This is a genomic window from Erwinia sp. SLM-02 (assembly GCF_037450285.1).
GTDB lineage: Bacteria > Pseudomonadota > Gammaproteobacteria > Enterobacterales > Enterobacteriaceae > Erwinia.
Map to the genome: position 1 here is coordinate 24,411 of NZ_JAQISN010000001.1, position 13,590 is coordinate 38,000.

At 57.8% G+C, this 13,590-nt stretch carries 12 protein-coding genes; all 12 read left to right on the forward strand.

From position 1 onward, the window contains the following. The first annotated feature begins 86 nt into the window (after positions 1-86). The 12 genes from PGH32_RS00150 (at position 87) to xylA (ending at position 13,583) form a co-directional block, all read left to right on the forward strand. Complete coding sequence (locus PGH32_RS00150) at positions 87-926, forward strand: MurR/RpiR family transcriptional regulator (RefSeq protein WP_314418822.1); 840 nt, start codon at positions 87-89, stop codon at positions 924-926. Positions 927-1,222: 296 nt separating this feature from the next. Next, the gene (locus PGH32_RS00155; protein WP_337892859.1) at positions 1,223-2,005 is read left to right on the forward strand and encodes a transporter substrate-binding domain-containing protein; all 783 of its coding nucleotides are present in this window, start codon (positions 1,223-1,225) and stop codon (positions 2,003-2,005) included. 13 nt (positions 2,006-2,018) lie between these two features. Continuing rightward, positions 2,019-2,684 carry an amino acid ABC transporter permease gene (locus PGH32_RS00160; RefSeq protein ID WP_314418819.1) on the forward strand — a complete coding sequence of 222 codons (666 nt, stop codon included), beginning with the start codon at positions 2,019-2,021 and terminating at the stop codon, positions 2,682-2,684. Then, positions 2,684-3,340, forward strand: a complete 657-nt coding sequence (locus tag PGH32_RS00165; RefSeq protein WP_314418817.1) for an amino acid ABC transporter permease — start codon at positions 2,684-2,686, stop codon at positions 3,338-3,340. Before PGH32_RS00160 ends, PGH32_RS00165 begins: the two co-directional genes overlap by 1 nt. Continuing rightward, on the forward strand, positions 3,321-4,058 hold the full coding sequence (locus tag PGH32_RS00170; protein ID WP_314418815.1) for an amino acid ABC transporter ATP-binding protein: 738 nt from the start codon (positions 3,321-3,323) through the stop codon (positions 4,056-4,058). The genes PGH32_RS00165 and PGH32_RS00170 overlap by 20 nt, the downstream gene beginning before the upstream one ends. A gap of 31 nt (positions 4,059-4,089) precedes the next feature. Further along, a complete protein-coding gene (locus tag PGH32_RS00175) occupies positions 4,090-5,325 on the forward strand; it encodes a pyridoxal-phosphate-dependent aminotransferase family protein (RefSeq protein ID WP_337892860.1) in 1,236 nt (411 codons plus the stop codon). After that, a complete protein-coding gene (gene hpxK, locus PGH32_RS00180) occupies positions 5,325-6,587 on the forward strand; it encodes an allantoate amidohydrolase (RefSeq protein ID WP_314418812.1) in 1,263 nt (420 codons plus the stop codon). Before PGH32_RS00175 ends, hpxK begins: the two co-directional genes overlap by 1 nt. A gap of 141 nt (positions 6,588-6,728) precedes the next feature. Further along, complete coding sequence (locus tag PGH32_RS00185; RefSeq protein ID WP_337892861.1) at positions 6,729-7,616, forward strand: helix-turn-helix transcriptional regulator; 888 nt, start codon at positions 6,729-6,731, stop codon at positions 7,614-7,616. 243 nt (positions 7,617-7,859) lie between these two features. Then, positions 7,860-9,233: a glycoside-pentoside-hexuronide (GPH):cation symporter gene (locus tag PGH32_RS00190; protein ID WP_337892862.1), complete on the forward strand. Its 1,374-nt coding sequence runs from the start codon at positions 7,860-7,862 to the stop codon at positions 9,231-9,233. Then, a complete protein-coding gene (locus PGH32_RS00195) occupies positions 9,230-10,834 on the forward strand; it encodes a glycoside hydrolase family 43 protein (RefSeq protein WP_337892863.1) in 1,605 nt (534 codons plus the stop codon). Before PGH32_RS00190 ends, PGH32_RS00195 begins: the two co-directional genes overlap by 4 nt. A 38-nt stretch (positions 10,835-10,872) precedes the next feature. Next, a complete protein-coding gene (locus PGH32_RS00200) occupies positions 10,873-12,072 on the forward strand; it encodes a XylR family transcriptional regulator (protein ID WP_337892864.1) in 1,200 nt (399 codons plus the stop codon). A 191-nt stretch (positions 12,073-12,263) separates the two neighbouring features. Then, positions 12,264-13,583: a xylose isomerase gene (gene xylA, locus PGH32_RS00205; RefSeq protein WP_314418802.1), complete on the forward strand. Its 1,320-nt coding sequence runs from the start codon at positions 12,264-12,266 to the stop codon at positions 13,581-13,583. Positions 13,584-13,590: the final 7 nt, after the last annotated feature.

Below are 13,590 nucleotides of genomic sequence, written 5' to 3' on the forward strand. Positions count from 1 at the left end.
AAGGCAATTTTTCTCTCCGGCTACAGGCAGGCACGTTATTTGTATATGATCGGTGGAATGAAACAAAAGTTACAGGATGCCCGGACATGAAGCAGCTCGATGAACGCCTGCGCGGTCACTATGCGCAACTCTCGCCGCAGGAGCAGCGTATTGCGGATTTCGTCTTCGATCATTATGACGATCTGATTGGTTACAACAGCGCGGAGCTGGCGCGGCTCAGCGGGGTATCAAAGGCCACGGTAAGCCGCCTGTTTAAGCGCCTGGGCTATGACACCTATAAAGATATGCGCAGCGAAATGCGTACGCTGCGCCAGAGCGGCATGCCGTTGACCGATGTACGCGATGCGGTGCAGGGCAACACGCTGTTAGCACGCCACTACAAGCAGGAAATGGCAAACCTCACGCAGTGGGTGAATACCCTCGACAGCACCCATTTCGGCCAGGTGGTACAGGCGCTGTGTGAAAGTCAGCGGATATTTATCATTGGAATGCGTAACTCCTACCCGGTTGCGCTGCACTTCCGCCAGCAGCTTCTTCAGGTTCGTAGCCGGGTGCAGCTTCTGCCGCAGCCGGGGCAGACCTTTTCCGAAGAGCTGATCGACATCACGCCGGAGGATCTGGTGGTGGTGATGGCGTTTCGCCGCCGACCGCGCATTATCCGGCCGCTGTTACAGCAGCTGCAGCAGCGCCATATTCCCACGCTGGTGATGTGCGAACCCCAGGCCCAGACGGCCACCGCGCCGGCCCGCTGGCAGCTGTGTGCACCGCTGGACAGCGTATCGGCTTTTGACAGCTACTCGGCGGCCAACAGTCTGATCAACCTGCTGTCAAATGCCGTGCTGCATGAGCTACTCAGCAACGGGCGTCAGCGGATCCATCAAATTGCCGATCTTTATGCTGAGCTGGACGAGCTGGAACAGCGGTGATGGGGCACTGATTTGGTGCTTTGCATAGTTATGGGGCAGAAGTCGGTGCCCCTTTTTATCGCGCTTTTCCCGATGCCTGATGTGCCTTTTCTGATTTTTTTCGTTGAAATAACCCGCATTTTCTCGTGGATTTTTTTTCTTTAATTCTGATTTTTATCAGGTTTTACCAAGTGCGCGGTGACAATGCACCGATTTCAGCAAGAAAAATCAACGGTAAAATCCCCGATGGCACATTAGTTGCAAATAAATTCTTTAAGAATCTTTCGTTTCATGATGTATTAACCGGGGAAGTGAGAATGAAAAAAGGCTTATTCGCATTACTGGCTGGCGCTTTACTGCTGACGTCTACCGCTTCGGCGCTGGCGGATCAATTACAAGACATTGAAAAACGTGGCGTTATCCGTATTGCCGTGCCGCAGGATTTCCCCCCGTTTGGATCGGTAGGTACCGACCTGCAGCCGCAGGGCTATGACATTGATATGGCGAAGTATCTGGCTAAACAAATGAAACTGAAGTTGCAGCTGGTGCCGGTCACCAGCGCAAACCGCGTGCCGTATCTGCAGACGGATAAAGTGGATCTGGTCATTTCCAGCCTGGGGAAAAACCCGGAGCGTGAAAAGGTGATCGACTTCACCCGCGCCTATGCCCCGTTCTTCCTCGGCGTGTTTGGCCCGAAAGACGGCACCCTGAAAGACGCAGCGGAGCTGAGCGGCAAATCCATCGGCGTCACCCGCGGTGCCGTTGAGGATATGGTGCTGACCAGCGTGGCGCCGAAAGAGGCGGAAGTGAAACGCTACGAAGATAACAACACCACGCTGTCGGCCTATCTGTCTGGACAGGTGCAGTATGTGGCAACCGGCAACCTGGTCGTGGCGGCAATCGCCCGCCAAAACGCTGACAAAGCGCCGGTGGCGAAGTTTATGCTGAAAGATTCGCCGTGCTTTATCGGCCTGAAAAAGAATGAACCGGCGCTGAAGGCCAAAGTGGATGAGCTGATCGGCCAGGCGCTGAAGGACGATACGTTGAACAAATTATCGCAAGAGTGGCTGAAAGCGCCATTGCCCGCTGACCTGGGTTAATCGGGGCTGACTGATGATCGGGCAACTGAATTTTCCCGCGCTGTGGCCCTACTGGCCGGAACTGGTTTCCGGCCTGTGGGTGACCATCCAGCTGACGGTGATGGCCACCGTAGGGGGCATCGCGCTGGGTATCTTTGGCGCGGCGCTGCGAAGCGGCAAACCCTCGCTGCTCAGCCGCTGCTGGGGCGTCTATGTCGAACTGATCCGCAACACGCCGTTTGTGGTTCAGCTGTTCTTTATCGTTTTCGGCCTGCCTAACCTGGGCCTGAAACTGACCGCCGGAGAGGCGGCGCTGCTGGCGATGCTGATTAACCTCGGTGCCTACAGCACGGAAATCATCCGTGCCGGTATTCAGGTCACGCCGAAAGGGCAGTGGGAAGCTGGACGGGTGCTGGGCTTAACCCGCACTCAGACGTTTATCCGCGTGGTACTGCCGCCGTCGATGAAGCGCATTTATCCGGCGCTGGTCAGCCAGTGCATTATCGTGATGCTCGGCTCCTCGGTGGTGTCGCAGGTCTCTTATGAAGAGCTGACCTTTGCCGCCAACCTGATCCAGTCGCGGACGTTTTTGAGCTTTGAAGTGTATCTGGTGACCACGCTGATGTATCTGGCGCTGTCGATTGCCATGCGTCAGCTGCTGCTGGCCGCCGGGCGTAAATGGTTTGGGGAGCAGCCGTAATGACGACCTTTACCGACTGGGACATCCTGCGCAACCTGCTGCTGGCGGCGCGCTGGACCATCCTGCTGTCGCTGACGGCATTCTTTGGCGGCACGCTGGTGGCGATGCCGCTGGTGATGGTTCGCCTGACCCGCCGCCGCTGGCCGTGCCGTTTAATCCGCGCCTGGACCGAGCTGTTTCAGGGCACGCCGCTGCTGATGCAGCTGTTTCTGGCCTTCTTCGGCGTGGCGCTGTTCGGCATTGACGTTTCACCGTGGACGGCCGCGTCGCTGGCGCTGACGTTTTACACCAGCGCCTTCCTGATTGATATCTGGTACGGCAGCATCCAGGCGCTGCCGAAAGGGCAGTGGGAAGCCTGCCGCTGCCTGGGGCTGAGCTTCGGCCAGACGCTGTATCGCGTGGTTCTGCCGCAGGCGCTGCGCATTGGCATCGCGCCGACCGTGGGCTTTGCCGTACAGGTGGTGAAAGGTACGGCGCTGGCGTCGATCATCGGTTTTATCGAGCTGACCAAAGCCGGCACCATTCTGAACAATGTGACGTATCAACCGTTTAAAGTTTTCGGGCTGGTGGCGCTGGGCTACTTCCTGATGTGTTATCCGCTGTCCCGCTACAGCCAGTATCTGGAGAAGAAATTCAATGCCGCTCATCACCATTAATCAGGTGCAGAAATACTATGGCGACAACCACGTACTGAAGGGCGTGGATCTCGACATCGAAATGGGCCAGGTGATCTCCATCATCGGCCGCAGCGGCTCGGGGAAAAGCACCCTGCTGCGCTGCATGAACGGGCTGGAAGGCTATCAGGAAGGCAGCATTAAGCTCGGCGGCATGACCATCACCGATCGTGAATCTCAGGCGCGTGAAATCAGCCGTTCGGTCGGCATGGTGTTCCAGAACTTTAATCTGTTCCCGCACATGACCGCGCTGGAAAACGTGATGCTGGCGCCGCGCCGCGTGCTGAAAAAGAACGACGCCGAGTGCCGTGCGCTGGCGGCGGAAATGCTGAATAAAGTGGGGCTGGGGGATCGCATGGATTACTATCCCGCGAACCTGTCCGGCGGCCAGCAGCAGCGCGTGGCGATCGCCCGCGCGCTGGCGATGTCACCGAAAGTGTTGCTGTGTGATGAGATCACCTCGGCGCTCGATCCCGAGCTGGTTGGCGAAGTGCTGAAAGTGCTTGAGCAGCTGGCGAAAGAGGGCATGACGCTGATCCTCGTGACGCATGAAATGAATTTTGCCCGCGAAGTGGGCGACCGCGTAGTGTTTATGCATCAGGGCCGCGTGTGGGAGCAGGGCGACAGTAAAACCCTGTTTGCCAATCCGCAGAGCACTGAGCTTAAACAATTTATCTCCTCGGTGCGGGGCCTGAACTAACGCACCGGAACTCACCCTGAAGGACAGACAGATGGATTTATCGACATTTACCCAGATCAACCCGCCGCAGCGTTTACTGATGGGGCCGGGGCCGATTAACGCCGACCCGCGCGTGCTTCGCGCCATGTCCAGCCAGCTGATCGGGCAGTACGATCCGGCCATGACTCAGTATATGAACGAAGTGATGGCGCTTTATCGCGGCGTGTTCCGCACCAAAAATCAGTGGACCATGCTGATCGACGGCACGTCGCGCGCGGGAATCGAAGCCATCCTGCTGTCTGCTATTCGCCCGGGTGACAAAGTGCTGGTTCCGGTCTTTGGCCGTTTCGGCCATCTGCTGTGCGAAATCGCCCGCCGCTGCCGCGCGGAAGTCCACACCATTGAAGTTCCGTGGGGTGAGGTGTTTACCCCGGACCAGGTTGAAGACGCGATTAAAAAAGTGAAGCCGCGCCTGCTGCTGACCGTGCAGGGCGATACCTCCACCACCATGCTGCAGCCGCTGGAAGAGCTGGGCGCTATCTGCCGCAAATACGGCGTGCTGTTCTACACCGACGCCACCGCGTCCTTCGCCGGTAACGCGCTGGAAACCGACGCCTGGGGGCTGGATGCGGTCTCCGCCGGGATGCAGAAATGCCTGGGCGGTCCGTCCGGTACGTCGCCGATCACCCTCAGTCCGCAGATGGAAGAGGTTATCCGCAAGCGCAAGTGCGTGGAAGCGGGGATCCGTACCGATGCGCATCAGGACGGCGACGATGAGATGATCTACTCCAACTACTTCGATCTCGGCATGATCATGGATTACTGGGGACCGGAGCGCCTGAACCACCATACCGAAGCCACCTCCGCGCTGTTTGGCGCCCGCGAATGCGCGCGTCTGATTCTGGAAGAGGGGCTGGATAACGGCATCACCCGCCACAAGCTGCACGGCGACGCGCTGCTGAAAGGCATTCAGGGGATGGGGCTGGAAACCTTCGGCGATCTGAAGCACAAAATGAATAACGTGCTCGGCGTGGTGATCCCGCAGGGCGTCAACGGAGAGCAGGTGCGCAAGCTGATGCTGGAAGATTTCGGCATTGAGATCGGCACGTCATTTGGTCCGCTGATCGGCAAAGTGTGGCGCATCGGCACCATGGGCTACAACGCGCGTAAAGACTGCGTTATGCAGACGCTGAGCGCGCTTGAATCGGTGCTGAATCACCTTGGATTCCGCACCACCCAGGGCAATGCGATGCAGTCCGCCTGGGATCACTATAACGGGAGCCGTTAATGAGTGAATGCCTGATGACGACGGCCGCCGCTGCCGAGGCGGCGGCGCGCGTGATGTCGCGCTGTGATGCGCTGGCAGAAATCAGCGAAACGCCGGGCGAACTGACCCGCGTTTATCTGTCGACGGAGCACCTGCGGGCTAACGCGATGGTCGGCAAGTGGATGAAGGCGGCGGGAATGGCCGTGTGGCAGGACAGCGTCGGCAACATCTGCGGCCGCTATGAGGGCCAGCAGGTTGAGGCAAAAGCGCTGCTGCTGGGTTCTCACCTCGACACGGTGCGCAACGCCGGTCGCTATGACGGCATGCTCGGCGTACTGACCGCCATTGAAACCGTGCAGTACCTGCACGATCGCGGCGAGCGGCTGCCGCTGGCGATTGAAATTATTGGCTTCTGCGATGAAGAAGGTACGCGTTTCGGCATTACCCTGCTGGGCAGCCGCGGCCTGACCGGCAGCTGGCCGGAAAGCTGGGTCGATCACCCGGATGCCAGCGGCATTACCGTGTCCCAGGCGATGAAAAACTGCGGGCTGAATGCCGATCGTATCTGGCAGTCGGCGCGCGATGTGGAAGACTTCGTGGCCTATCTGGAACTGCATATCGAGCAGGGGCCGTGCCTGGAGCAGGAGGCGCTGGCGCTGGGCGTGGTGACGGCCATTAACGGCGCGCACCGCCTGAACTGTCGCTTTATCGGCGAGGCCGGTCATGCCGGGACCGTGCCGATGAGCCACCGTAAAGATGCGCTGGCCGCCGCCGCCGAGTGGATGCTGTATATCGAACAGCGCACGCCGCAGGTCGGCCCGCAGCTGGTGGCTACGGTCGGCACGCTGCAGTGCCAGCCCGGCGCGGTCAATGTGATCCCCGGCGATGTGGCGCTTTCGCTCGACGTGCGCGGCCCGGAAGACGGCCCGCTCTCCGCGCTGCTGGCCGATCTGCTGGCCGAAGGCGAGGCGATTGCACAGCGCCGCGCGGTGTCTTTCAGCGCCGAGGAGTATTACTGCATTCCGGCCACCGGCTGCGATGCAGAACTGCAGGCCGCGCTGACCCGCGCCGTGGTTCAGGTTCAGGGGCGCAGCCTGTCGCTGCCGAGCGGGGCCGGGCACGACGCCATTGCCGTGGCCGAACGCTGGCCGTCGGCCATGCTGTTTGTGCGCTGCGATCGCGGCATCAGCCATCACCCGGCAGAATCGGTAACGACGGAAGATGTGGCGCAGGCGGTTCAGGCCTACGTGCAGGTGGTGAATGAGGTGGCGGGCAGGGCGTAATAACCTGCCTCATTCCGCGTTTATCGTGGCGCAGTGTTCTGCGTAACGGCGCAGGGTGGGAGAAAGTTATATTGATTTTCAACCTTAAACCCCCTGATAGTGGGGGTTACCTGCCGCCGTTTTGTAAGAATCCTGCGCCTGATGTGGAACGACGATCGCTTTTTCGAAAAAATTGAAACCACCCTTGGCGTGGACTACCTGCTGCGCGCGCGCGAAGGTGTGCCCGAAAAAGGGGTATATATTCGCCCTCATGTGCATCTGGAACACGAGATTATGTGGTTCCGCCGCGCTGAAGGATCGTACACCATCGGCAGTGAAAAACTCGCGCTGCGCGACAATACGCTGGTTTTTGTGGGATCGATGATTCTGCATGATATGGAGCTGGCGTTTACCCCCGATCACGAGCGGTTTTTGCTGCAGTACAGCAGTGCGGTCATGAACCGGCTCAAATGCCCGCTGCCCTTTACCGGCCAGCACGCCGGGTTTGTTCTTCAGCTCAACGCGCGTGACGCGGAACGCATGCAGTTCCTGTTTACCTGGTTTACGCAGCTGCACGACGAGCCGCACAGCTCCCGCGAATCCAACCCGTTATTAACGCTGCTGCTGAATACGGTTTACGGCCACGCCGAGCAGGCCGTGAAGGTGAACGTCAGCGAAGACAAGAGCAGCACCTTCGACAGCCTTATCGATTTTGTCGTGCAGATTGAACGGGATCGCACTTTCAGCATCACCCTGAACGACGCCGCCGAACGCTGCGGGCTTTCATCCAGCCACTTTTCCCGCACCTTCAAAAAAATCATGCAGATTAGTTTTAAAGACTATCTGGTCCGTAAGAAAATTGCCGTCTCGGCCGAGCTGCTGAGAACGACGGAACTGAGCATCACGGATATCGCCTACCAGTGTGAATTCACCGACAGCGCCTATTACTGTTTTAAATTCCGATCGCTGATGGGCGTCACGCCAAAGAAATTCAGGACCTACAGCCGCTCGACGAAGCAGCTATCCACCAAACACGACCCGCTGCCCTGACCGGTCCGCCGTCGGATCGCGAAAACATGCTCTCTGTGCTGACCGGCCGCCGGTGCGCTTCCTGATGACACCGTCTGGCCGAATTGCTTTTTTCAAAAGGGTGATCGTCGTAGCACCCAAAGCGCAAAAAAATTATATAAAGCCGCGAACTCTCTACATCAACCCGCCCCGATAAAGCCTATTTTTGATACCAGCTGGCCCGCTACCCCCCGATCCTGCAGACACAACACCAGAAGGTAATCTATGTCCAAGCTGACGATTAAAGAGAAAATTGGCTACGGGCTGGGTGATGGCGCATCGAACATCATCTGGCAAACCATCATGCTGTTTATGGCCTACTTCTACACCGATATCTACGGCCTCAGCCCCTTTCATATGGGCGTGATGTTTCTTTTTGTCCGCATCGTTGATGCCTTTTTTGATATTTACATCGGCTTCCTGGCGGACCACACCTCGACCCGGCACGGCCAGTTCAGGCCTTACCTACTCTGGTTTGCCCTGCCGTTCGGCATTCTCGGCTCGCTGACCTTCTTCACGCCGGATCTGGGTGAAAGCGGCAAAATTATCTATGCCTACGTGTCGTATACCGCGCTCTCCCTGCTCTACACGCTGGTGAATGTGCCGTACTGCGCGATGATCAATAATCTCTCTCAGGACTCCGATGAACGGCTGTCGATGCAGTCCTACCGCTTTGCCTTCGCGGCGCTGGGCGGGATTGTCGTTTCCGCCGTGGCGCTGCCGCTGACCAAAGTGCTGGGCGGCGGCAACCTTCAGCAGGGCTATTTCTATGCCATGGTGCTGATGGGCGTGGCCAGCACCGTGATGTTTTATCTCTGCTTCGCGCTGACCGAGGAGCGCTATATTCGCCCGGTGGATAAATCACAAAAATTCAGCATGGTGTTCAGCGAACTTCGCTATCTGACGTCGGATGCGAACTGGCGGCGCTTATTCCTGCTGAACGTCATTAACCTGACGGCGGGAATATTAAAGACCGGTGGGGCGATGTATTTTGTCACCTATTATCTGCACCGGCCCGAGCTGGTCGGCGTGGTTCTGACTATCATCCTCGGCGCTAAGTTTGTGGGTTCAATGTTTACCACCACCCTCTATTCCCGATTAGAGCGGGTGTTCGCGTATAAAATGGCGATGACGGTACAGGCATTAATTATGATTGCGCTGTTCTTTATCCCGGCGCAGCACGCGGTGCTGATTTGCTGCATTATCGGTTGTATTCACTTTATCAACTCAACGGCAACGCCGCTGCAGTGGAACCTGCTCAGCGACATTATCGACAATATTGAAAATAAAGCCGGCAAGTCCTTCAGCGGCCTGGTGTTCTCAACCAATATTTTTGCGATCAAGGTCGGCATTGCCGTGGGTGGCGCACTGATGGGGTGGATCCTCACCGTCGGCGGCTACGTGGGCAATGTGCCAACCCAGCTGGATTCGGCCACGCTCTGCATCAGATTAATTTTTACTATCATTCCCGCGCTGTTAATTCTCAGCCTGATCCTGGTATTGAGAAATTACGATCTCAGCCCGAACCATCCTGACGGCACCGATGAGCAAGAGGGCGCTGACGCCGTGCTGTCAGGCGCGAAAGGAGAAGCAAGATGACCACCATTATTAATCCTGTCTTACCCGGCTTTAATCCCGACCCGTCGATTATCTTTGCGAACAATGCCTATTATATTGCCGCGTCGACCTTTGAATGGTTTCCCGGGGTGAGCCTGTATAAATCTTACGATTTAAAAAACTGGAGATTGATATCTTATCCCCTGAACCGGGTGAGCCAGCTGGATATGAAAGGTAATCCGGACTCCGGCGGCGTTTTTGCGCCCTGCCTGACGGTTGATAACGGTATTTTTTATCTGGTCTTCAGCGATGTTAAAAACCTGACCGGCCGCTTCTGGGATGTGAATAATTATCTTGTCAGTACGACGGACATTGAAGGTGAATGGTCAGAACCCACCTATCTCAACAGCCGGGGCATCGACCCCTCTTTGTTCCATAAAAGCGACGGCACTAAGTGGCTGGTCAGCATGGAAATGAGCTATCGCGATGGCGGCAAGCCGGGCTTCCCGAAATGGAACGGCATCATCATCCAGCAGTACGATGAACAGCGTAAACAGCTTATCGGGGAATGCCGAAAAATTTATAACGGCAGCGAGCTGGGGATCACCGAAGGGCCGCATCTTTATGAGCGCGATGGCTGGTTCTATCTGCTGACCGCCGAAGGGGGCACCTTCTACAATCACGGCGTGACCCTGGCGCGGTCCCGGCAGCTGATGGGGCCGTATGAAACTGACCCCTGCGGTCAGATGATGACCGCACGCTATGACTGCCGGCTGCCGCTCCAGCGCACCGGCCATGCGGATCTGATTGAGACCGAAGGGGGGGAGTGGTTTATCGTTCACCTGTGCGGCAGGCCGCTGCCGTCGCGGGGCAGAAGCCCGATGGGCAGGGAAACGGCCATTCAGAAAGTGTACTGGAACCAGGACGGCTGGCTGCGGCTGGTCAATGAGAAAAACACCCCGGAGCTGGTGGTCCATACGCGGCTGCCGGAAAAACCCTGGCCTGCGACGGCCGTGCGGGATGACTTCGATACGCCGGCCCTGCCGCTGCACTACCAGAGCCTGCGTATTCCTCTGACCGACGCGTTTTGCAGCCTGACGGCGCGGAAGGGCTGGCTTCGCCTGCGGGGCCAGGAATCCCTCAGCTCTCATCATCACCAGAGCCTTGTGGCCAGAAGGCAGACCGATTTTGCCTTCACGGCGCAGACCCGCATTGATTTCCAGCCCGCCTCCTTCCAGCAGATGGCCGGGCTGGTCTGTTACTACGACACGACCAATTACCTCTACCTCTATCTCACGTGCGATGAGCGCGGCAGACGCACCGTTAACCTGCTGATTAACGACCTTAACCGGTTCAGTGAGCCGAGCGGGGACGGGATCGCCCTCGACGACGACGGCCCGGTGCACCTGAAAGTGGAAGTGGACCACGATGCCGCCTGGTTCTTCTACTCCCTCGATGAGCGGGAGTGGCACCGCGTGGGGGGCTACGTGGAATACAGCAAACTGTCCGACGAATACTTTAAAGAGCGCGGACACGAGCGGTTTACCGGCGCTTTTGTCGGGGTCTGCTGCCAGGATTTCACCGGGGAGAGCGCCTTTGCCGATTTCGACTACTTCTCCTATCAGCCTGTGGACGCGGGCTGAGCCCCATCTTCTGATGGCACCGGCATAACGGAGAGAATATGGCATGGCACCCCCACCGCCGGGCTGCACGGCGTTATCGAATCACCCTGCTGTTTAATGCCAACAAAGCCTATGACCGGCAGGTGATGGAGGGCGTGGGCGAATACCTGCAGGCATCGCAAAGCCGGTGGGATATCTTTATCGAAGATGATTTTTGCCTGCGCTCAGCACCGGCTACCGACTGGCTGGGTGACGGGGTTATCGCCGACTATGACGATGCGGATATCGAGGCGCAGCTTGCTGGCGTTGCGGTGCCGGTGGTGGGGGTGGGCGGATCCCGTCTTCACTCCCCGTATCCGCCGGTTCACTATATTGCCACGGACAACGCGGCCCAGGTCGAACTGGCCTGGCGGCATCTGCAGGAGAAAGGGATTTCACAGTTTGCCTTCTACGGCCTGCCGGACAGTATTCATCACCGCTGGGCTAAGGAGCGCGAAATGGCCTTTCGCCGGCTGGCCAGCCGCAACGGCTACCCGCTGCGCGTTTATCAGGGAAGCGAAACCTCGGCGGTGAGCTGGCAGCACGCGCAAAACCGCCTGGCAGACTGGCTGCAACAGCTGCCGCCCCACTGTGGCATTATTGCCGTTACCGATTCACGCGCCCGCCATATTCTTCAGGCCTGCGAGTCGCTGAATATTCCGGTGCCGGAAACCCTGTCGGTTATCGGTATTGATAACGAAGAGCTGACGCGCTATCTGTCGCGCGTGTCTCTCTCTTCCGTGGTGCAGGGAACCCGGCAGATGGGTTTTCAGGCCGCCAGGCTTCTTCAGCGTCTGATCGACGGTGAGGTCTTACCGATGCAGCGTATTCTTATTCCCCCTCAGCGGGTTATCGGCCGGCGTTCAACCGACTACCGCTCGTTGAACGATCCGGCGGTGATTCAGGCGATGCACTTTATCCGCGGTCATGCCAGTAACGGCATTCGCGTGGAGCAGGTGCTGGATGCGGTTGGCCTCTCCCGAACCAGCCTTGATACCCGATTTAAGGCGGAAACGGGGCACTCGCTGCACGCGACGATCCACGCGGAAAAACTGACCCGCGCCAGGGAAATGCTCACCGCTACGGCGCTGCCCGTGGCGGAAATTGCGCAGGTCTGCGGCTATCCCTCTCTGCCGTACTTCTATGCCGTATTCAGAAAAGCATACGGCATCCCCCCCGGGCAGTACCGGGAGGATAATCGCCACGGCATTCCGGAGTGAAAGTGATATTTACCGTTTAATTTCAATGGATTGTTTTATTTTTGTCGTGTAGAACGACCAAATAATGTGATCGCCAGCACGGTTGCAAATTCTCGCAATCGGGTCGCGAAATATCGCAATTGAGGCGCCGGGCCATTGCGAAGAGGATGAGGCAACACGGAGATTTATTTTCCCTCAACCCGGAGTCTGCAATGAGCATCTATTTCGACAGGTTAGACAAAGTTCGCTACGAAGGCACACAGAGCCGCAACCCGCTGGCATTTCGCCACTACAACCCGGATGAAATTATCCTGGGTAAAAGCATGAAAGATCATCTGCGCTTTGCCGCCTGCTACTGGCATACGTTCTGCTGGAACGGTGCCGATATGTTCGGCGTCGGGGCTTTTGACCGCCCGTGGCAGAAAGCCGGGAACGAACTTGAGCTGGCCAAACTGAAAGCGGACGTCGCCTTCGAGTTTTTCCACAAGCTGGATGTGCCGTTCTACGCGTTCCACGATGTCGATGTGTCGCCGGAAGGCCGGTCGGTGCGCGAGTATCAGAGCAACCTGGCGGAAATGACCGATGTCCTGGCCCGCAAACAGGAAGAGAGCGGCGTGAAGCTGCTGTGGGGCACCGCGAACTGCTTCACCAACCCACGCTATGCCGCCGGTGCGGCGACCAGCCCGGATCCTGATATTTTCTGCTGGGCGGCGACGCAGGTTTTTCATGCGATGAACGCCACGCACAAGCTGGGCGGAGAAAACTATGTGCTGTGGGGCGGCCGCGAAGGCTACGAAACCCTGCTGAATACCGACCTGCGCCAGGAACGCGAGCAGATCGGCCGCTTTATGAATCTGGTGGTTGAACACAAATATAAAATTGGCTTCACCGGCCCCCTGCTGATTGAGCCGAAGCCGCAGGAACCGACCAAACACCAGTACGACTATGATGCGGCGAACGTGTATGGCTTCCTCAAGCAGTTCGGCCTGGAGAATGAAATTAAGCTGAATCTGGAGGCGAACCACGCCACCCTGGCGGGCCATTCGTTCCATCATGAAATTGCCACCGCCATTGCGCTGGGTATATTCGGATCCGTTGACGCCAACCGCGGCGATCCGCAGTGCGGCTGGGATACCGATCAGTTCCCGGTCAGCGTGGAGGAAAATGCGCTGGTGATGTATGAAATCCTCAAGGCCGGTGGGCTGACCAGCGGCGGGCTGAACTTTGATGCCAAAGTGCGCCGTCAAAGCACGGACAAATACGATCTGTTCCACGGCCATATCGGCGGCATGGACACCATGGCGCTGGCGCTGAAAGTGGCGGCGCGGATGATTGAGGACGGCGAGCTGGAGCGGACGGTAGCAGAACGCTACGCCGGCTGGAACAGCCCGCAGGGGCGTCAAATTCTGCAGGGCAATCTGTCTCTGGAAGCGCTGGCTGACTACACCAGCGGAAACAACCTTGCGCCTCAGCACCAGAGCGGCCGCCAGGAGCAGCTGGAAAACCTTGTTAATCGTTATCTCTTCGGTTAATCCCCTC

Excerpts from the sequence above, each read along its gene's own strand:
- PGH32_RS00150 (WP_314418822.1), top strand. The coding sequence starts at position 87 with ATGAAGCAGCTCGATGAACGCCTGCGCGGTCACTATGCGCAACTCTCG.
- PGH32_RS00155 (WP_337892859.1), top strand. The coding sequence starts at position 1,223 with ATGAAAAAAGGCTTATTCGCATTACTGGCTGGCGCTTTACTGCTGACG.
- PGH32_RS00160 (WP_314418819.1), top strand. The coding sequence starts at position 2,019 with ATGATCGGGCAACTGAATTTTCCCGCGCTGTGGCCCTACTGGCCGGAA.
- PGH32_RS00165 (WP_314418817.1), top strand. The coding sequence starts at position 2,684 with ATGACGACCTTTACCGACTGGGACATCCTGCGCAACCTGCTGCTGGCG.
- PGH32_RS00170 (WP_314418815.1), top strand. The coding sequence starts at position 3,321 with ATGCCGCTCATCACCATTAATCAGGTGCAGAAATACTATGGCGACAAC.
- PGH32_RS00175 (WP_337892860.1), top strand. The coding sequence starts at position 4,090 with ATGGATTTATCGACATTTACCCAGATCAACCCGCCGCAGCGTTTACTG.
- hpxK (WP_314418812.1), top strand. The coding sequence starts at position 5,325 with ATGAGTGAATGCCTGATGACGACGGCCGCCGCTGCCGAGGCGGCGGCG.
- PGH32_RS00185 (WP_337892861.1), top strand. The coding sequence starts at position 6,729 with ATGTGGAACGACGATCGCTTTTTCGAAAAAATTGAAACCACCCTTGGC.
- PGH32_RS00190 (WP_337892862.1), top strand. The coding sequence starts at position 7,860 with ATGTCCAAGCTGACGATTAAAGAGAAAATTGGCTACGGGCTGGGTGAT.
- PGH32_RS00195 (WP_337892863.1), top strand. The coding sequence starts at position 9,230 with ATGACCACCATTATTAATCCTGTCTTACCCGGCTTTAATCCCGACCCG.
- PGH32_RS00200 (WP_337892864.1), top strand. The coding sequence starts at position 10,873 with ATGGCATGGCACCCCCACCGCCGGGCTGCACGGCGTTATCGAATCACC.
- xylA (WP_314418802.1), top strand. The coding sequence starts at position 12,264 with ATGAGCATCTATTTCGACAGGTTAGACAAAGTTCGCTACGAAGGCACA.